Annotated in this window: 11 protein-coding genes; 2 read left to right on the top strand and 9 right to left on the bottom strand. The window is 72.6% G+C overall.

The window, feature by feature from the left end; all coding sequences use genetic code 11:
* Positions 1 to 198 precede the first annotated feature (198 nt).
* Positions 199 to 1,206, top strand: coding sequence for an LAETG motif-containing sortase-dependent surface protein (locus tag G3I77_RS20205; RefSeq protein WP_248505713.1), 1,008 nt, complete (start codon positions 199 to 201; stop codon positions 1,204 to 1,206).
* 111 nt (positions 1,207 to 1,317) lie between these two features.
* Here the strand turns inward: G3I77_RS20205 and G3I77_RS20200 are convergent, their stop codons facing one another.
* From G3I77_RS20200 to G3I77_RS20165, 8 genes are all read right to left on the bottom strand, one after another.
* Positions 1,318 to 3,105, bottom strand: coding sequence for a GMC family oxidoreductase (locus G3I77_RS20200; protein ID WP_248505711.1), 1,788 nt, complete (start codon positions 3,103 to 3,105; stop codon positions 1,318 to 1,320).
* An 81-nt stretch (positions 3,106 to 3,186) separates the two neighbouring features.
* The gene (locus G3I77_RS20195) at positions 3,187 to 4,824 is read right to left on the bottom strand and encodes a succinic semialdehyde dehydrogenase (protein WP_248505709.1); all 1,638 of its coding nucleotides are present in this window, start codon (positions 4,822 to 4,824) and stop codon (positions 3,187 to 3,189) included.
* A gap of 137 nt (positions 4,825 to 4,961) precedes the next feature.
* Positions 4,962 to 7,025, bottom strand: a complete 2,064-nt coding sequence (locus tag G3I77_RS20190; protein WP_248505707.1) for a serine/threonine-protein kinase — start codon at positions 7,023 to 7,025, stop codon at positions 4,962 to 4,964.
* Between the two features lie 71 nt (positions 7,026 to 7,096).
* On the bottom strand, positions 7,097 to 8,752 hold the full coding sequence (locus G3I77_RS20185; RefSeq protein WP_248505704.1) for a serine/threonine-protein kinase: 1,656 nt from the start codon (positions 8,750 to 8,752) through the stop codon (positions 7,097 to 7,099).
* A gap of 119 nt (positions 8,753 to 8,871) precedes the next feature.
* The gene (locus G3I77_RS20180) at positions 8,872 to 10,044 is read right to left on the bottom strand and encodes a serine/threonine-protein kinase (RefSeq protein ID WP_248505702.1); all 1,173 of its coding nucleotides are present in this window, start codon (positions 10,042 to 10,044) and stop codon (positions 8,872 to 8,874) included.
* 100 nt (positions 10,045 to 10,144) lie between these two features.
* Positions 10,145 to 11,875 carry a serine/threonine-protein kinase gene (locus tag G3I77_RS20175; protein ID WP_248505786.1) on the bottom strand — a complete coding sequence of 577 codons (1,731 nt, stop codon included), beginning with the start codon at positions 11,873 to 11,875 and terminating at the stop codon, positions 10,145 to 10,147.
* A 167-nt stretch (positions 11,876 to 12,042) separates the two neighbouring features.
* The gene (locus G3I77_RS20170) at positions 12,043 to 14,565 is read right to left on the bottom strand and encodes a protein kinase (RefSeq protein WP_248505700.1); all 2,523 of its coding nucleotides are present in this window, start codon (positions 14,563 to 14,565) and stop codon (positions 12,043 to 12,045) included.
* A gap of 153 nt (positions 14,566 to 14,718) precedes the next feature.
* Positions 14,719 to 16,800, bottom strand: coding sequence for a serine/threonine-protein kinase (locus G3I77_RS20165; RefSeq protein ID WP_248505698.1), 2,082 nt, complete (start codon positions 16,798 to 16,800; stop codon positions 14,719 to 14,721).
* Positions 16,801 to 16,971: 171 nt separating this feature from the next.
* Here G3I77_RS20165 and G3I77_RS20160 point away from each other — a divergent pair, with 171 nt between their 5' ends.
* The gene (locus G3I77_RS20160) at positions 16,972 to 18,015 is read left to right on the top strand and encodes a serine hydrolase (RefSeq protein ID WP_248505696.1); all 1,044 of its coding nucleotides are present in this window, start codon (positions 16,972 to 16,974) and stop codon (positions 18,013 to 18,015) included.
* Between the two features lie 201 nt (positions 18,016 to 18,216).
* Here the strand turns inward: G3I77_RS20160 and G3I77_RS20155 are convergent, their stop codons facing one another.
* Positions 18,217 to 19,923 carry a glycerol-3-phosphate dehydrogenase/oxidase gene (locus G3I77_RS20155; RefSeq protein ID WP_248505693.1) on the bottom strand — a complete coding sequence of 569 codons (1,707 nt, stop codon included), beginning with the start codon at positions 19,921 to 19,923 and terminating at the stop codon, positions 18,217 to 18,219.
* Positions 19,924 to 20,113: the final 190 nt, after the last annotated feature.

Genomic DNA, 20,113 nt, shown 5'->3' with positions numbered 1-20,113 from the left:
GCGGGTGGAAAGCGCCTTCACAAGAAGGTCATGGATGTGACTCAGCCCACATAAGGATTCTGTGAATGCCAGTACAACCATTCACAGGTTTCACGGATCAAACATGCGAACCAAGGGCCACTCCCGCGCCCCACACGCGGAGGCCTCCCCCAACGTTCGTACCGCAGCCCGCGGTACGCCGGACTCTCCGAGGTCTTCATGAAGCTTCGCCGCGCCATGGCAGCAGCGGCCGCTACGGCGGTCATAGCCCCGGTGGCACTGCTCGCGGCACCGGCCGCGTACGCGACCGACGAAACCACGCCTACGCCGAGCACGTCCGTGAGCGAGTCCGCTCCCGAGACGTCGGCCTCGCCTTCGGCGACCGAGTCCACGCCCGCCGAGACGACGCCGGCTCCGAGCACGTCCGTGAGCGAGTCCGCTCCCGAGGCGACCGCGTCCGCGTCGGCCAGCGCGTCGACGTCGGCCAGTCCTTCGGCGTCTGCCTCCGCCACTCCGAGCGGGCCCGCAGACGGTGACGACGAGGAGTTCCCGGACTGCGAAGAGGCAAGCATTTCCGTGGGCCTCTCCGGCTTCCCGGAGAAGATCGTCGCGGGCAGCGGCTGGAAGACGTTCGAGTTCAACGTCAAGAACACCGGCCAGACGGACATCGAGAGCCTGCAGGTCATGGCCACCGCGCTTTCCGCATCTGACCTGGACTCCGGGGAGAGCCAGCTCTTCGACAAGTACGCGCACTTCGAGTACCGCAACCCGAGCACGGGCAAGTGGACCAACGACTTCGCGGACACCGGCATCAACAACGGCTTCTTCTACGGTGAGTTCCCGCTCGACGCCGGCCAGAAGGTCACGATCGACCTGCGGCTGAAGATCGACGCCGGTGCACCCGCAGGTGAGAGCCTGGCTATTGCTCTCGGCGGTTACGAAGCCGAAGGCGACTGCTTCGAGAACGGCGACGTCTACCCGTTCCAGATCCTCAAGCCGGGCTCCAACCCGGGCGATGTGGACGACTCCAAGCCGTCTGGTCAGAAGCCGCCGAAGGACATCAAGCCCCAGGGTGAGGCCAAGCCGATCGAGGTCGAGGGCAACCTCGCCGAGACCGGCTCCAGCTCCGCCCTGCCGATGATCAGCCTGGTCGGCGGTGCCGCGGTCGTCGCCGGTGCCGGTGCGATCTTCGTGGTCCGTCGCCGCAAGGCCGGCGTGCAGGCGTAAGCCGTAGCGGCCGACAGGCCGCGGCACCGAACAGAAGAGGGACCTGCGCTCGGAGGGGGGCGCAGGTCCCTTTTCTGTATCCCGCTGTCGCTTTCTGTATCCCGCTGTCGCTCAGTTCTTCGGCGGCACCGCCGGCATCCCGAGGAACGGCAGCCGCAGCGCGCCGAAGGCGTCCGCCGGGACCGCCGGGGACTTCGGCTCGACCGGCTGGAGACGCTCGTAGGCCGTGCCCTGCTGCGGACGCGGGTCGGGCTCGCCCCTGTTGGGCCAGTACGACATCGCCCGCTCGGCCTGGGCGGTGATGGTGAGGGACGGGTTGACGCCCAGGTTGGCGGAGACCGCGGCGCCGTCGACGACCGAGATGCCGGGGTGGCCGTAGAGGCGGTGGTACGGGTCGATCACGCCGGACTCACGGGAGTCGCCGATGGGGCAGCCGCCCAGGAAGTGGGCGGTGAGCGGGGTGCCCATCAGCTCGCCGACGTTGGAGCCCGCGAAGCCGTTGATCTCGGCGGCGAGTGCCGACGCGCTCTCCGTCGCGGCCTTGATCTGCTTGGGGTTGGGGGCACCGTGGCCCTGGCGGGCGGTGAGCAGGCCGCGGCCGACACCCGACGGTTTCACGTACGTCGTCAGGGAGTTGTCCAGCGACTGCATCACCAGGCCGATGATGGTCCGCTCCGACCAGCGGCGGTTGGACAGGGAGCGCAGCACCAGCAAGGGGTGTTTCGCCGCGTGGGCGAGGAAGCCCAGGACCCGTGACGTGCCCGAGTTCGTCCCGGCGTAGGGGACCTGGAGGATGGACAGGCCGCCCATCGAGTTGGAGCCCTTGCCGTAGCGGACCGGCTCGATGTGGGTGTTGGCGTCGGGGTGGATCGAGGACGTGATGGCCACGCCCCGCGTGAAGTCGGCCTTCGGCACGCCGTGCGCCTTGCGGTAGCGCCGGTCGTCGGTCTGGGCGCCGACCAGGGCCTCGGAGTTGGTGCGGGTCAGCTCACCCAGCTTGTCCGAGAGGTGCGGCAGCCGGCCGCCCGCCTTCATGCGGTGCAGCAGGGTCTGGGTGCCGTAGGTGCCGGCGGCGAGGACGACCCGGCGGGCCGTGTAGGTGCGGCCCTTCTTCTTGCCGCGGTCGTCGGTGGGCAGGGTGGCGACGGCGTAGCCGCCGCGCGAGTCGTCGGTGACCGAGACGACCGTCGTCATGGGGTGGACGACCGCGCCGGCCTTCTCGGCGAGGTGCAGGTAGTTCTCGTTGAGGGTGTTCTTCGCGCCGTGGCGGCAGCCGGTCATGCACTCGCCGCACTCCGCGCAGGCCCTGCGGGACGGGCCCGCGCCGCCGAAGTACGGGTCGGGCACCTCCTGGCCCGGCTTCGCCTTCGCCGTGCCGTCGGCGTCCTCACCGTCGCCGAAGAAGACGCCGACCGGGGCCATGTGGAAGGAGTCGCCACAGCCCATCCGCTCCGCCGCGGCCTTCAGGTGGACGTCGGAAGGGGTCATGGTCGGGTTGAGCCGTACGCCGAGCATGCGCCGGGCCTGGTCGTAGTACGGCTTCAGCTCGTCCTGCCAGTCGGTGATGTCACGCCACTGGGGGTCCTCGAAGAACGGCTTCGGCGGGACGTAGAGGGTGTTGGCGTAGTTGAGGGAACCGCCGCCGACGCCCGCGCCCGCCAGGACCATGACGTTGCCCAGCAGATGGATGCGCTGGATGCCGTACATGCCGAGTTTCGGGGCCCACAGGTAGTTCTTGAGGTCCCAGGAGTTCTTGGGGAGGGTCTCGCGGGTGAAACGGCGGCCGGCTTCCAGGACGCCTACCGTGTAGCCCTTTTCTGTGAGGCGCAGGGCGGTCACCGAGCCGCCGAAGCCGGAACCCACGACGATGACGTCGTAGTCGTAAGCATCCTTGGGCACGTGCCGTCTCCCCTTTGAGTGTCCGTGCGGGCCGTCGGTGGTGGAGCGCGCGGTTCCCCGCGCCCCTGAGAAGCGGGTCGTCTACTGGAACCTGAACGCCTTCATCAGGCGGAGACTGCGGCTCATGAACTGGGCGTACTTCTCGTCGTCCATGCCCAGCGAGGGGGCCATCGGGAGCACGCGCTGGTGGGCGACCGTCTGGGCCTCGGTGTACTTGAGGATGCCCTCGGAGCCGTGGCGGCGGCCGAGGCCGGAGTCCTTCATGCCGCCCATGGGGGACTGGACGCTGCCGTAGGCGGGGGCGTAGCCCTCGTTGATGTTGACCGTGCCGGTGCGCAGCCGGGCGGCGACCTCCTGGCCGCGGCGGCCGCTCCTCGTCCAGACCGAGGAGTTCAGGCCGTACGCCGTCGCGTTGGCGCGCTCGATCACCTCGTCCTCGTCCTTGAAGCGGTAGACGGAGACGACCGGGCCGAAGGTCTCCTCCCCGCAGACGGACATGCCCGTGGCGACGCCGTCGAGGATCGTGGGCTCGAAGAAGTACGGGCCGATGTCGGGGCGGGCCACACCGCCCGCGACGACCTTCGCGCCCTTGGCGACGGCCTCCTCCACGTGCCGCGTGACCGTCTCGAGCTGACGCTCGCCGACCAGGGAGCCCATGTCGGCGCCGTACGCCAGGGACGTGCCGAGGCGCATCGCCTTCGTCCGGGCGGCGAAGCGCTCCAGGAAGGCGTCCGCGATCGACTCGTGGACGTAGAGCCGCTCGATGGAGATGCAGAGCTGGCCGGCGGAGGAGAAGCAGGCGCGGACGGCGCCGGCCGCGGCCTTCTCGATGTCGGCGTCCTCCAGCACCAGCATGGCGTTCTTGCCGCCGAGTTCGAGGGAGACGCCCACCAGCCGGGCGGCGGCACCCTGCGCGACCTCGCGGCCGGTGCGGGTGGAGCCGGTGAAGGAGACGTAGTCGGCGTGCCGGACGACCTCCGGGCCGACGACCGGGCCGTCGCCGAGGACGACCTGGAAGACGTCGGCGGGCAGGCCGGCCTCGACGAGTAGGTCACGGGCCCACAGGGCGGTCAGGCAGGTCTCGGTGTCCGGCTTCATGACGACCGCGTTGCCCGCGACGAAGGCCGGGAGCGCGTCACCGACCGACAGCTCCAAGGGGTAGTTCCAGGGGGCTATCTGGCCGACGACGCCACGCGGGTGGCGCAGTTCGGTGACCTTGGTGAGGGTCGGCATGGCGCCGGCGTGCCGCTTCGGCCGGAGGTAGGCGGGGGCCTTGCGGCCGTAGTGCCGGGCGGCGACCGCGACGGCCTGGACCTCCTCGTGGGCGTGCAGCCGTGCCTTGCCGGTCTCCAGCTGGATCAGGTCGAGCACCTCGGCCTGGCGTTCCAGCACCAGGTCGTGGAACCGGAGCAGGACGGCGGCGCGCTGCCGTACGGGAGTCTGCGCCCACACGGCCTGGGCGGCGCGGGCCAGTTCGAACGCCGCGGCCACCTCCTCGGGCGTCGCTTCGGGGAGGTCGGCCAGCTTCTCGCCGGTGAACGGCGTGTGGTTGGCGGTTCGGCCGGAGCCGACGACGCCCTTGGTGAGCTGGGCGACCAGCTCGGGCGTGACCACGTCCGCGGCGGTGCGGGCGCCCTCCGGGGCGGGGGCGAGGGGGTTCGTACCGGTCTGTGCCGGGCCGGTCTCTGCCGTCTTCTCGGCGGCCTGCGCGTCCGTCATGAGGCGCAGGGTATGCCGCGACGGAGGCTTTGGGTACCCGTCGGTAATACGGCTTCACCGAGTGCACACACGACGCCAGTGACTGCTGGCAACAAACACGCTGATCAGGAGGTTGTGCGGCGACCGGTGAGTGTTATTCAGACTTTCACGATCCCGAGCCGGTCCCGGGCCCCCTCGAACACCGAGGCGCCCGCTTCCTCCTCCGGCGTGCCCTTGGGCATGTCGACGCGCAGTTCGTACATGCGGTCGTCGTCGGTGCGGACGACCACCCGCATGACCCGCCTGGGGGTCTCGCCCCGGTGGTAGGCGGTGTCGGCGAGGGCGGCTTCGTGGCCCTGGACGCGGGTGCGGGTGTACCGCGTTTCTCCCCCGGCGTCGTGCGCCTTCCTGGCCTGGTCCATCGGGGAGGCGGCCGGGGCCTTGTCCCAGGCGAGGAGGCGGACCTCGATCGTGCCGGTCCGCTCGTCGCCGTAGAGCGCCGTGCGGGGCTGGTCGCTCGCGCTGCCGGTCCGGCCGAGTGGGCGGTACTGACGCGGGAGGTGGAGAACGGCCGCCATGTCCGGCTCGGGGTGAGCAATCCAGGCGTCGGTCACGTCGGCGGCCTGACCGGCGCTCTCCGCGCTGCTGGGGTCGACGAGTTGGGTGACGGCCCCTATGCCACCGGCGAGCAGCGCGGAGAGGAGGGCGAGGGGGCCGGGGCGGAGGAGGCTCTGGCGTTTGGGGGGTACGGGGTCTTGCTGCGGGAGGGGGGTGGGTGGGGTGGTGAGGGTGGGGTGTGCGGTGGGCACGGGAGCGGCCTCGGGGGCGGACACCGGGCCGGGGTGTGCGGTGGGCACGGCAGCGGCCTCGGGGGCGGACACCGGGCCGGGGTGTGCGGTGGGCACGGCAGCGGCCTCGGGGGCGGACACCGGGCCGGGGTGTGCGGTGGGCACGGGAGCGGACTCGGGGGCGGGCACCGGGCCGGGGTGTGCGGTGGGCACGGCAGCGGCCTCGGGGGCGGACACCGGGCCCGACTGTCCGGCAGGGACGGGAGCGGACTCTGCGGCAGACACAGGGGTGGACTCCGCGGCAGACGCGGGAGTTGGCGGGGCGGCGGGCACCAGGCCGGGCTGTGCGGCAGACACGAGGCCGGACCCAGTACTGGACACAGGGCCCCACTGCCCGGCAGACACAGGGGCGGAGCCGGCGTCAGGCACCGGGCCGGACTGCCCCGCCGGCACCGGGCCGAGTCGTCGTGCGGTCTGGTCGTCCGGCTTCCCTACGGGTTCCGCCTCCTGCGGTGGCTCGGGCCGTGTCGGGACCGCCGCCGCCTCCAGTTCCTTCGCGACCTCCTCCGCGTCCGGCCGCTGTTCGGGGTCCGGCACCAGCAGCCGTTCGATCAGGGGCCCGAGGGGGCCGGCCCGCGTCGGTTCGAGCGGCTCGGCGGCGAGGACCGCGGCGAGTGTCGCCTCCGGCGTGGTCCGCACGAACGGGGACGAGCCCTCGACGGCCGCGTACAGCAGGACACCCAGCGACCACAGGTCGGAGGCGGGCCCGGCGATACGGCCGGACATCCGCTCGGGGGCGACGAACTCCGGCGAGCCGGCGGCGGACTCCCCGCTCGCGGCGAGGGAGCCCTCGCCCTGCACATGGGCGATGCCGAAGTCGGTGACGACGACGCGCCCGTGCGGGCCGAGCAGCACGTTGGCGGGCTTCACGCCCCGGTGCACGATGCCGACGGAGTGGGCGGCGCGCAGGGCACCGAGCACGGCGAGGCCGATCCGGGCGGCTTCGGGCACGTCGACGGGGCCGCGTCGGAGCGTCTCGTCCAGGGACTCGCCGGGCACCAACTCCATGACGATCCACGGGAGTCCGTCCAGCGCCTCGGCCGCGTCGAGCTCGTCGGGCCCCTTGGGCCCCGGGCGTTCGTCCCGCCGCTCCGCCTCGACGACCACGTCGTGGATGGTGACGGCGGCACGATGGTCGACGCGGGCGGCGGCCCGGGCCTCCCGGTGGAGCCGGTGGGCGGCCCGCCGGTGGCTGTCGTCGTCCGGCCCGCCCGGCAACCGGGGTTGCCTGACGGCGACTTCACGCTGCACGAGTTCGTCGTGGGCCCGCCAGACGGTGCCCGTGCCGCCGGAGCCGATGCGCTCGGTCAGCCGGTACCGCCCACCGACCAGCCGGCCCCGGGCGTCGTCCGTCCCGCCCCCGTCGTTGCTCATGCCCCATCAGTACCCCGCGGGGCGGCCGCTTGTCGACGCGGGTCGTTTCCAGGGGCGTTGAACCAGCGGGATCAGGTCTTGTCGATGTCCAGGTTCGCGATCGCCGTGCTCGCCACCTCGCGTCCGCGGTCGGTGAAGTCGCTCTTGCCCGGGTAGCTGACGGTGAGTTTGTACATGTCGCCGCCGGGGGTCCGGTAGTAGAAGATCTGGAGCTCCCGAGGGCGGGGGTTCTTGCTGTCGGTGGTCTCGAAGGGGACGGTGTTCCGGGCGGCCTTCTTGCCTCTGTACGTGGTCTCCTCGGGGCCCGTCTTCTTGGGCCCCTCCGACATGTCCAGCTCGTAACTGCCTCTCTCCTTGAACCGGGTGTCGTCGTCGTACATCTCGGCGGCCGCGGAGCCCGCGATGTTGCCGCCGGTGTCCTCGGCCTTCTTCTCCAGGGTCAGACCGATCCAGATGCTGCCGCTCCAGTCGGTGTACGTGACCCAGTGCTTCTCGTCCGACTTCCGGTCGGGCACGGTCCGCTGGTATTCCGCGGGGATGGCGAGCGACGCGGCGAGGTCCTTCTCCTGCCGGATCTTCCAGCCCTCGGGCAGTGGCCCGGCGAACGGGTCCGCGATCACCAGGTACGCCGCCACAGCCGCCGCGACGACCGCCGCGCCCAGTCCGATCCACGCCCTGCGGCCGAGCCGGACACCCCGGTCGCCACCGCCCTGGCCCGTGCCCCGCACGACCTGTGTGGGCTGCGCGACCGGCGGGTTCGCGGCCGACTCCAGCAGGGCCCGGACCTGTGCGGCGTTCGGGCGGCGGGCCGGGTCCTTGTCCAGCAGGCCGTTGATGGCCTCGGCGAGCGGGCCCTGGGCGGAGGCGGGCGGCGCGGGCGTGGCGTTGAGGACGGACTGGAGCGTGGCGGGGGTGTTGCTGCGGCGGAACGGCGAGACGCCCTCGGTCGCCGCGTACAGCACCACGCCGAGGGACCACAGGTCGCTGGCCGGGCCGGGGCGCTGCCCCAGCACGCGCTCGGGCGCGATGTACTCGGGCGAGCCGACGAAGCCGCCGGTGTCGGTCAGGTTGGTCTCGCCCTCGATCTGGGCGATCCCGAAGTCCGTGAGGACGACCCGGTCGTACCGGCCGAGCAGCACGTTGTCCGGTTTCACATCACGGTGCAGGATGCCCGCCGCGTGCGCGGCCTCCAGCGCGCCGAGCACCTCCAGGCCGATCCGGGCGGCCTCGCGCGCGGACAGGGTGCCCTCCTGCAGCGCGTCACCCAGCGAGCGGCCCCGCACCAGCTCCATCACGATCCACGGCTGGTCCTCCACGACCGCGACGTCGTGCACGTCGACGACGGCCGGATGGTCGAGCCGGGCCGCCGCACGGGCCTCGCGGCGCATCCGCTCGAAGGCGTTGGCACGTTCGCGTTCGGGAAGATGATCCGGGACACGGGGCTCCTTGACGGCGACCTCCCGGTCCACCGTCTCGTCCTTGGCCCGCCACACCGTGCCCATGCCGCCGTGCCCGAGCTTGGCCAGCAGCCGGTAGCGCCCGGCGATGAGCCGCCCGGCGCCCGGGCTCTCGGTTGCCCGGGCCGGCTGGGACGGCACGACCTGGGTGGGTGACGCGACCGGCGCCGCATAGGGATTGCCCGGCACCGGCGCTTGCCGATTCGGCGGTTGCAGTACAAAACTCGTCGGCTCGTCGGCCCCGGATCGGGCTCCCCCGTTGTCGCTCATGGGTTCATCCATATCGCGCCAACCGCTCGTGGATCCACAAAGGACGCGAGCCGGTCACAGACCCGTGACTTCGCAGGGGGGACGTTCTCCCCTTTTGTGGCGATACGGGGCTCGCGGAGTCACGGGGTGGGCGCGGGCGTGGTCGGGGAGGCCTGCCGGGTCGCCGGCGTCTTCGGCGCCGTCGGTGCCGAACTCTTCGGCGTGGGTCCGCCGTCCCCGGTGCTCTCCTCCCTGAGCAGCGCAGCCGCGGACACCCCCGCTCCCGCCATCGCGGCGACCAGCAGCGCCGCGATGAGCACGCGCCGCGTGGGCTGCCGGAGGAAGGGTTCCTCCCGCTGCTCCGGACCGGGCAGGTCCACCGGCGGCACGGTCGGTTGCCGGCCGGGGAGATCCTGCGGCCGCCGGCGCGGTACGGCCCCCACCGTCGGCGCGTACGCGGGCGGCGGCGACGGCGGTGTGCGGCCGGTGTCGCGGAAGGCCCGGAGCATCCGCTCCGCCCGGCCCGCGTCCAGCCGCCGGTCCGGATCGCGCTCCAGCAGGCCGCGCACGACGGGCAGGAGCGGCCCGGCCTGCTCGGGCGGCTGGATATCGCCCACGACGACCGCGTGCAGGACGCCGCCCAGCGAGTCGCGATGGAACGGCGACTCCCCGCTGAGGGCCGCGCACAGCAGCGCGCCCAGCGACCACAGGTCGGACTCGGGCCCGGTCCTGACCCCGGACATCCGCTCGGGCGCGGTGTACTCGGGCGAGCCGACGAAGGCCCCGTTCTCGGTGAGCGTGGGGGCGCCCGCGACCTGGGCGATGCCGAAGTCGGTGAGGACGACCCGGTCGGTGCCGGCCTCCAGCAGCACGTTGTCCGGCTTGAGGTCGCGGTGCAGCACCCCGGCCGCGTGCGCGGCGCCCAGCGCGCCGAGCAGGGCGATGCCGATACGGGCCGCTTCGGCGGCGTCGACCGGGCCCCGGTGGGCGAGCCGGTCGGCGAGCGAGCCGCCCTCGATCAACTCCATGACGATGTAGGGGCGTTCGTCGTTCTCGATGACATCGTGGACGACGATGACGTGCGGGTGGCTCAACTGGGCGACGGCCCGGGCCTCGCGCAAGGTACGGTCCCGCTGCCGGCGCGCCTCCGCTGCGGACAGTGTCTCGTCATAGGGGAGCTCCTTGACGGCCACACTCCGGCCGAGCAGCTGGTCGGTCGCCCGCCAGACCACGCCCATGCCGCCGCGACCGAGCCTCGCCTCCAGGCGGTAGCGCCCCGCGACCACACGGAAGTTGGCCCCCTCGGTCCCCATGCGTCCCATCATGCCGCAGCCGTCGTCCGCGCCCTCGAAATCCGGTCGCCGCCCGACGCCCGCCCTTCGACCCCCCAGGTCAGGACGATGATCTTCGTTCTTACCGCGGTTGCTGCCAGCCTTGCAGAACCCACTTGAACTGCTGGCTCGACGTCGCCCAGTCCTTCTCCGGTGAGGACATGTAGATCGCGTACTCGACGCCGTCCCGCGAGAAGTACGTCTCCTCGATGGCGTGGCGCGGCCCGGCGACGTAGGGCGGATCCTTGGCGAGCGCGGTCCAGGTGTACTCCCACAGCGAGCCCTTGCGGTCCCGGTAGGTGTTCTCCTCCATGGTCACCCGCTTGTAGTCGACCAGCCCCTGGAGCTGCTGCTCGAGATCCTCCTGGTGGGACTTGGCGTCGGCGAAGTCCGGTGACTCGTCGATGGCGATGCGGACGAAGTGCCGTCCGCCGTCCGGCGTGTAGTCGATCTGCTTGAGCTCGCCCTGCGGGCCGAAGGGCTTGCGCTTCCAGCCTTTGGGCAGGTAGAGGCTGAATCCGACGGGATCGTCGTAGCGGGTCCAGCTGACCGGAACCGATCCCCCGCGCGCCTCCGTGCTCGTGGAGGTCGGCGCGCCGGATCCGCCCTGCGACGCCTGACCGCCCTTCCACTGCTGGAGCACCACGGCCGTGCCCCCGCCGATGATGGCCGCGAGCGCGACGACGAGGGCGAGGGTGCGCAGGCGGCGGCGCCTGCCCGGACCGGTCGGCTGCGGGCCCGTCGCCATCGGGCCGGCCCCGGTGGGGCCGTAGGGCGCGGTACCGGCCGTGGACGTCCCGGTGGCCGGGGCGCCCGCCAGCGGCGGGAGCGGTGTCCCGGTGTGCGACCCCGAGCCGGTGCCGGCCTGTCCGCTGCCGGCCTGTCCGCTGCCGGAGGTCCCCGTGGTCGCCGCCCCCGTGCCCGTACCGCTGTGGGCGTCCCGGTACGGCGTCGTCCCCCCGTACTGCGTCGGCACATACGCCTGCGCCCTGTTCGGCCGCCGCCCCTCCGCCGCCTCGGCGAGCATCTGCTCGGCCTCGGACGCGTCGGGCCGGGTGCCGGGATCCTTGCGCAGCAGGGCCGTGATGACGGGCGTGAGCGCACCGGCGTGCCGGAGCTCGGCGGCCTCCTCCTCGACCACGGCCTGCATGGTGGTCAGCGGGGTGGTGCGGCGGAACGGCGACCGGCCCTCCACCGCCGTGTAGAGCGTCGCACCGAGCGCCCACAGGTCGGAGGACGGGCCGGGGTCGTGGCCGCGCACCCGCTCGGGCGCCAGGTAGTCGACCGAGCCGACGACCTCTCCGGTGCGCGTGATGGTCGTGTCGCCCTCGATCTGGGCGATGCCGAAGTCCGTGAGCAGCACGCGTCCGTCGCGGCTGAGGAGGACGTTGCCCGGCTTGATGTCGCGGTGCAGGACGCCGGCGGTGTGCGCGGCGCGCAGGGCCCGCAGCACCCAGAGGCCGATGCGCGCCGCCTCGCGCGGCTCGACGCGCCCCTCCTCCTTGACCGCGTCGGCCAGGGAGCGGCCCTCGACCAGCTCCATCACGATCCACGGGCGGCCGTCGTGCTCCAGTACGTCGTGCACGGTGACGACGGCGGAGTGGTTGATCCGCGCGGCTGCCCTGGCCTCCGCGCGGGTGCGCGCCAGCAGGATCGCCTGCTCGCTCTCGGAGACGTAGAGGGCGGCCGTCAACTCCTTGATGGCGACCGACCGGTGCAGCACCTCGTCATGCGCATGCCAGACTCGGCCCATGCCGCCACTGCCGATGGATTCGGCCAGCCGGTAGCGGCCCGCGACGAGCAGGCCCTGCATCTGATTCACGTTGCCCCGCAATGGTCTTGACAGGGTCAGCGTAAGGACCCGCCCTCACCCAGGGAACAAGCGGGGTACCACGGTGACCGCACTGTGACGGTTGTCGCCTGCCGGGACGGCAGGCAACCAGAGTGTGAACTGCGGCGTACAGGCGGCGCGCCGGTCGCTCACCCCGTCGCCTTGTACGTCGCGGCCGCCTGCTCGTACAGCCGCGTCACCTCGTCCCGGTCGGACTCCGGACCGCGCACCTGGACCACGTGGTAGCGCCCGTCGACCAGCATCGCGAGGTTGCGGACGTACAGCTCGCCCCCGTCGGCGCCGGTCCAGGTGAACTGCCCCTCGGCCATGGTCCGTCCGCCCACCTCGATCGTCTTCAGCCCGGTGGAGGTGGCCCAGCTGGAGTCACGGTACGGCTGCAACTCGCGCTCCCTCTCCCGCTGGTAGGCCATCGGGTCACTGCCGTACTCCGACGCGCTGTCCCGGCCCGCCACGACGATGAGCTCGAAGTCGCCCTTGGAGTAGACGACCTGGCCGCTGCCGTTCCGCGCGGCGCGGTCCCAGCCCTTGGCCACGGCGACCTGGAAGCCCGCCGAGTCCTTGCGCAGGGTGAAGCCGTCGGCGACATCGGGGCCGGTGGTCTGGGTCTCGGTGGTCCCGGCCGACGACGACGGGCTCTTGTCCGGCTCGGGCGAGGTCTGGTCGGGCCGGGGCTCGCTGCTGGCGTCCGGCTCGGGCGCCTGGCTGACCTCACCGGCGGCACCGGTCCGGTCCGACCCGTCCGCGCCCTCGGTCCCCGACTTGGGCATGAAGAGCATGGCGTAGGCGATCGCCGCGGCCATCGCGAGCAGGACCAGCAGGAGCAGGGTGCGGCCGAGGCGGCGCGGCGAACCGGACTCCTTCTTGGCCCGCTTGTGCCGCCCGTGGTGCGCGGGCAGCCCGGCCTTCCGCCTGCGCACGAGCTCGCCCCGGCGCCGTACGACGGGCAGCCGGCCGGCGTCCACGGGCGGCGCCGGGACGACGTGCACCCCGGCCTCCGGCTCGGGTGCCGAGCGCACCAGCGAACGCAGCCAGCCGCGCACTTCCTCGAAGTCGAGGCGCTCGGTGGGGTCCTGACGCAGCAGCGACTCCACGACCGGCCGCAGCGGCCCGCACTCCTCGGCATAGGCGGGCGGCTCCGCGCACACCATCTGCACCAGCTCGGCCGTCGACTCCTCCGGGTAGGGCGCATGCCCCTGCACGGCCCTGAAGAGCAGCGCGCCGAGCGCCCACAGGTCGGTCGCGGGCCCGATCGGCGCGGCCAACTGCCAGTTCTCGTGCACGGGTCCGGCCTGCTCGGGCGCCCAGCGCTCGGTCACGGGCCCCACCACGGCCATCCGCGCCTGCCGCGCCCGCTCGGCGGCCAGCGCCGTGGCCGGACCGCGCCGGGGTGCGGGGGTGTCGGCGACCAGGTCGTCCCACCGGGCGGGCTCGCCGTGGGCCGCGGTGTCCGAGGCCGGAGGGAGAGCCGCCTGCTCCCGGCCCTGCGGCGCCGGCGCCCCGCCGGTCGTGCCGCGGGGCGCCGCACCATGCCAGGCGGTCGACCGTGGACTGCCGCCCACACCGTAGGGGTCGGCGATCCGCCCGGGCGGTACGGCCCCGGGGGCGGTGCCCTGCCCGGGGATGTACGGCGACGGCGCCGACCCGTTGCCGTAGGGCGCGGTCCCGCCGTCCGGGGCGGAGCGGGCTCCGGGCAGTGCCGCCCGCCCGCCCTGCTGCGCCTCCTGCACCCGCGCGGCAGCCCGGGCACCGGCCCGGTAGGCCGCGATCGCCCCGGCACGCGCCGCCCGCGGGTCCCCGCTCTCCTCCACCGGCCCGCGCGCCGGCACGATCGGACCGCCGCCGGCCGTCTCGCCCCCCGCCGAGGGCAGTCCCCTGGCCTCCCGGGCCTCTATGGCAGCGCGCCGGGCGGCCTCGGGATCACCCGCGCCGCCGATGCCACCGGCCGGCCCGGAACCCCCCGGACGACCGGCGCCATGGACCGGCCCGGCACCTCCGCCCTCCTGCCCCGGCCGCTGCCCGGACTCCTCGAACGCCGTTTCCGGAACCGGGTCGTACCCGCACAGCGCCTCTTCCGCCGCGCCGACCGCCAGCCCGGTCAGCATCACCCGGCCGTCGTCGCAGACCAGCACCGTCCGCGCGGTGATGTTCCGGTGCACCCAGCCGTGCGCATGCAGCACCCGGAGGGCCATCAGCACGTCGGAGGCCACCTCGGCCGCCCGGTACGGCGTCAGCGGCTTCTCGGCGAGCAGCGCCGCCAGCGGGCGCGCGGCCACCAGCTCACTGACGATCCACAGCGAACCGCCTTCGGCGAACACGTCGAAGACCTGGTCGAGTCGGGGGTGGTCGGGAATGGCCGCGGTGGCCTGCGCCGCCTCCACCGCGCGCCGCACCACCGGATCCGTGGGCCGCCGGGTGCCCGCACGGACGCCGGACCGCCGCGCCCCGCCGTCACGTGCCGTGAAACCGTCGGGCAGCCCCTCCGCGTCGAGGACCTCGGCCTCGACCACCTCGGGCAACGGCACCTGGCGGACCAGGACTTCCTGTCCGCTGTAGGTGTCGAAGGCCCGGGTCTCGGTGAGTTCGTACTCGTCGGACGGCGGCAGCGGCAGGCGGTAGCGGTCGGCCAGTACCCGGCCCGCGTAGTCGTCCACGTTGCCTCCCCCGGCAGCCCGGTCGGTCACATCCGCTCGCCCCACGGTCCGTTTCGGCTGCGCACGGTCCGCAAACATTTACGATACGTGCCGCAGGCAACCCGCAATGCGGGGATGCCAGATCTCACTCCCCAAACCCGGGGCGCCCCATGCTCAGGACTTGGGTTCGAAGGTCTTGGTCAGCGTCCGCCACGTCTCCTTGCGCGACTCGCCGCCCCAGTCGGCCGCCTTCGCGGTGTACATCAGCGCGTATCCCTGCTGGTCGTCGACCACGAAACCCCGGTCGATGGTCCGGTACTTGGTGCCACCGTCCGTGTAGGTGAACTCCCAGTCGGCCGTGTTCCAGCCGCGGTAGTCCACCTTCTCTATACGGATCTTCTTGTACTGGGCGCGCTGCATGTAGCGCTCCTGGCTCTTCCAGTCCGCCACCGGGTCGCCCTTGGGCGTGGACGTCCAGGCGATGAGCAGCTTCTGCCCGTCGGGCCCGGTGAAGCGGTCGCCCGCCGCACCCGTGGACTGGTACTTCCAGCCCTTCGGCAGACCGATCGAGTACCCCTGGTTCCCCTGGTGAGTCGACTCCGCCGCGGTGCCCTTCCCGCCGGAGCCGCCCTCGTTCGACGAACCGCTCGACTGCCCGTCCGGCGTGCTGTTCGAGGCGGAACCGGACGACCCGGGCTGCTTCTCCGCGCCGTCCGTGCGCGTGCCGTCGCTCTTGTCGCCCTTGGTGTCGGGGCTGCTCGGCGCGGTGGCGACGGCCTTCCCGCCGCCCTCGCCGGAGGCCCCCTCCGAGCCCTTGTCGTCACCGCTGAGCGCGATGGCGAGCACGGTGCCGATCACGGCGAGCGCCACGACCACCGCGATGATCATCAGGGTCCGCCGCGGCACCACGTCGGTGAGCGGCGCCCGGGGCACGGGCCTCGGCGGCAGGTCCGGCGGCGGCATGACGGGCCACCCCGAACTCCGCCCCCCGGACGCCGTCTTCGCCTCCGATCCACTCCGCTCACCGGCGCCGACGACAGCCTCCGAGCCCGACTTCGCCCCGGACGCACCCGCGGCCCCGCTCCGGCCCGCACCGCTGTCCGACGCCGAAGAAGCCGTGCCCGCCGTGCCGGAAGAAGCCTTTCCGGAATCGGACTTGGCGGAAGCGGCGGCCCCTCCCGCAGCAGCCCCTCCGGCAGCAGCCGCTCCCGCAGCACCCGATCCCGCAGCGGCCTTGCGCACGGAACGCAGCGCCCCGCGCAACCGCTCCCCGGCCTCCTCGCCCCGCTTGCCCCCGGCCCCCTGCGAACTCCCCTTGCGCGAGGACCTGTCCGGCTGTGCCGGCAGCGGCACGACCTTCGTCGCGTCCATCGGCTCCGGCTCGGCCGTCTCGGGCGCGTGCAGCACCGAGTTCAGCATCGCCCGGGCACCCGCGACGTCGAGCCGCTGCGCGGGGTCCTTGGTGAGCAGCCCGTGGATGACGTCCTTCAGCGGACCCGCGTTCTTCGGCTCCTCCAGCGGCTCGGTCATCACGGCCGTGAGGGTCGCTATGGCCGACCCCTTGTCGTACGGCGGCGCGCCCTCCACCGACGCGTACAGCAGGCCGCCGAGCGACCACAGGTCGGCGGCCGGGCCCGGCTTGTGCCCGCGCGCCCGCTCCGGGGAGATGTAGGAGGGCGCGCCGACGAGCATGCCGGTCGAGGTGATGGACGGGTCGCCCTCGACCTGGGCGATACCGAAGTCGGTGAGCACGACCCGGCCGTCCTCGGCGATCAGCACGTTCGACGGCTTCACGTCGCGGTGCAGGATGCCCTCGCGGTGGGCGGAGCGCAGCACGTCGAGAACGGCGAGCCCCACCTCGGCGGCACGCTTCGGCTCGAGGAGGCCGTCCTCCCGGATGACCTCGGCGAGCGACTTGCCCTCAACGAGCTCCATCACGATCCAGGGCCGGTCGTCCTCCTGGACGACGTCGAAGACCGTCACGGCGCTGTTGTTGCGGATCCGCGCGATCGCCTTGGCCTCGCGCAGCGTCCGCGTGATCAGCCGCCGCTTCTCCTCCTCGTCGATGTTGGACGGGAACCGCAGCTCCTTGACGGCGACCGTCCGCCCGAGGGTTTCGTCCTGGGCCCGCCACACGGTGCCCATGCCTCCGCGGCCGAGCACTTTGCCCAGCCGGTAACGCCCCGCGAGGAGACGCTCCCTGTTGTCCTGACGAGTGTCCTGACGAGATGTGCCCGCCCGCTCCGCCTCCGACATGCGTCCCCTCATACAACCCGCCCTGACAGAGCCTCCATTGTCTCTCACCCGACAAGTGCCCGGCGCCCAGGGGCCCCCTGGCGGGCGCCCGCGGGCCCGCCTCCCGGGAACCCGGGTGCGGCACACCGCACCCGGCCTTGCATGATGGGCCCTGACCTGGGAGGAGCCCGCATGCCGCCGTTTCGGACATTGCTGGCGCTACCGCTGGCCGCCGCCCTGTTCGGTCTGCCCCCGGCCGACTCGTCGGCTCTCTCGATGCCGCCCACCGACGCCGTGCTGCCGCTGCTGGTGATGCAGGGCCGAGCCCCGGCCGCGGCCCTGCTGGCCCGGGAGGGCACCACCACCCGCTATGCCGGAGCCGGGCCGGGAATCGCCCGGTCGGACCATTTCCGCGCCGGCAGCATCACGAAGTCGTTCATCTCGACGGTCGTGCTGCAACTGGCCGCCGAGCACCGGCTGTCGCTGTCCGACTCGGTGGAGCAGCACCTGCCGGGCCTGGTGCGCGGAGCCGGCAACGACGGCCGCGCGCTGACCCTGCGCTCCCTGCTCACCCACACCAGCGGCCTGCGCGACTTCGCCGCGGACACCGACGGAGCCGCACCCGTCACACCCCGTCAGGCCCTGAACCTCGCTCTCACCCACCCTCCGGCCGAACGCGGCCGCTTCTCCTACTCGAACACCAACTACGTCCTGCTCGGCCTGGTCATCCAGCAGGTCACCGGCCGCTCGTACGCAACCGAGGCCGAGCGCCGCATCATCACTCCCCTGCGTCTGACGGGCACCTCCTTCCCCGGATCCCGCTCCTCGCTGCCCTCTCCCCACGGCCGCGCCTACGCCGCCGACGGAACCGACGTCACCGAACTCGACCCGCGGGTGGCCGGAGCCGCGGGCGAGCTGGTGACCACACTCGCCGATCTGGACCGCTTCTACGCGGCCCTGCTCGGCGGCCGGCTGCTGCCCCCGCGCCGGCTGCGCGAGATGCTCGACACCCGTGCCGCACACGGCGCGTACGGCATGGGGCTGTTTCCCGAGAAACTTCCGTGCGGCACGACGGTGTGGGGGCACAACGGGCACATATCCGGCAGCTACGTGCGCACCGCAGCCACCGTCGGCGGCCGGCGTGTCCTCACCTTCCGCGTGAACACGGACGCGATCGCAGACCCCGGTCTCGAACCCGCGTTGCTCGCCGCCGAGTTCTGCCCCCGCACCTCCTAGAACGACCCGGCTCCGAACGAAGATCCCGCTTGCCGACACTCGTTCGGGTGATGTCCGGCACGCTTGGAGGAACCCCGAACGGACCGCCCCTGCCCTTCCGGCCCGAGCACGCCGGGCAGCACGTCCACGACGGCATCACCACGGCCGTCACCGCGGCCCCTCCACCCGGCGGGTCACCGCGGCCCGGCCACAGCGGCACAGTCACAGCGGCACGATGTCCGGCGCCCCCAGCCGCGCCGCGTCCGCCGTCAGGTCGTCCGGCTGCCGCTGCGACTCCCGCTCGGCCTCCACCCGCTTCTGGTAGTGCTCGACCTCGCGCTCGATCTGGTCCTTGTCCCAGCCGAGCACCGACGCCATCAGCTGCGCGGCGTCGCGTGCGCTGCGGGCGCCCCGGTCGAAGGTCTCGATCGAGATGCGCGTCCGCCGGGTCAGCACGTCGTCCAGGTGCCGCGCCCCCTCGTGGGAGGCCGCGTAGACGATCTCGGCGCGCAGATAGTCGTCGGCCGCGGCCAGGGGCTCGCCCAGCGACGGGTCCTCGGCGATGAGCTCGAGAAGCTCCTCGGTCATGGCCCCGTAGCGGTTCAGCAGGTGCTCGACCCGCACCACATGGAGTCCGGTCCGGGCGGCGATCCGCGCCCGCGCGTTCCACAGCGCCCGGTAGCCCTCGGCGCCCAGCAGCGGCACGTCCTCGGTGACGCACTCGGCGACGCGCATGTCGAGCCCGTGCACCGCCGCGTCCACCGCGTCCTTGGCCATGACCCGGTACGTCGTGTACTTGCCGCCCGCCACGACGACCAGCCCGGGCACCGGATGCGCCACGGTGTGCTCGCGCGACAGCTTGCTGGTCGCGTCGGACTCACCCGCGAGCAGCGGCCGCAGGCCCGCGTACACGCCCTGGACGTCGTCCCTGGTGAGGGGCACCGCGAGCACCGAGTTCACATGGTCCAGCAGGTAGTCGATGTCCGCGCTGGACGCGGCGGGGTGGGCCTTGTCGAGGTCCCAGTCGGTGTCCGTGGTGCCGACGATCCAGTGCCGGCCCCAGGGGATGACGAACAGCACGGACTTCTCCGTGCGCAGGATCAGCCCGGTCGTGGAGTGGATCCGGTCGCGCGGCACGACCAGGTGGATGCCCTTGGACGCCCGGACGTGGAACTGGCCGCGCTCCCCGACCATCGCCTGGGTGTCGTCCGTCCACACGCCGGTCGCGTTGACCACCTGCTTGGCGCGGATCTCGTACTCGCCGCCCGCCTCGACGTCCTGCACCCGCGCGCCGACGACCCGCTCGCCCTCGCGCAGGAAGCCCGTCACCCGCGCGCGGTTGGCCGCCTTCGCGCCGTACGCCACCGCCGTACGCACCAGGTTCGCCACGTACCGCGCGTCGTCCATCTGCGCGTCGTAGTACTGCAACGCCCCGACCAGGGCGTCCTTCTTCAAGCAAGGGGCCACGCGCAGGGCGTGAGAACGCGTCAGGTGGCGGTGCATCGGCAGGCCCCGGCCGTGACTGCGGGCCATGGACATGGCGTCGTACATGGCGACGCCCGAGCCCGCGTACAGCCGCTCCCAGCCCTTGTGCTGCAAGGGGTACAGGAACGGCACGGGCTTCACCAGATGCGGGGCGAGCCGCTCCAGCAGCAGGCCGCGCTCCTTCAGGGCCTCGCGCACGAGTGCGAAGTCGAGCATCTCCAGATAGCGCAGGCCACCGTGGATGAGCTTGCTGGACCGGCTGGAGGTGCCGGACGCCCAGTCACGCGCCTCGACCAGGCCTGTGGACAGGCCCCGAGTCACGGCGTCGAGCGCGGTGCCCGCACCGACCACGCCCGCACCCACGACCAGCACGTCCAGCTCGCGCTCGGCCATGGATGCAAGTGACTCGGCGCGCTGCGCCGGTCCGAGTGTCGCTGTCCTCACCGCTGCCTCCCGCTCATCGGTCGCGCCGGCCGCACCCGTCGGATGAGGCCCCGTCCGTATCCCCCTGCCCAGATTCTGACCGGGTTGCCCGACTTCAGCCACCACGGGCCCGCAGCCTGTGGACAACGCTCACGGAACACTCACCGAAACTCGGCCAGGCAATCCCGCATATCGGTCATATTTACTCCTA

It is taken from the genome of Streptomyces sp. D2-8 (assembly GCF_023184515.1).
Lineage (GTDB): Bacteria > Actinomycetota > Actinomycetes > Streptomycetales > Streptomycetaceae > Streptomyces.
This window is presented reverse-complemented; position numbering and strand designations above follow the sequence as displayed.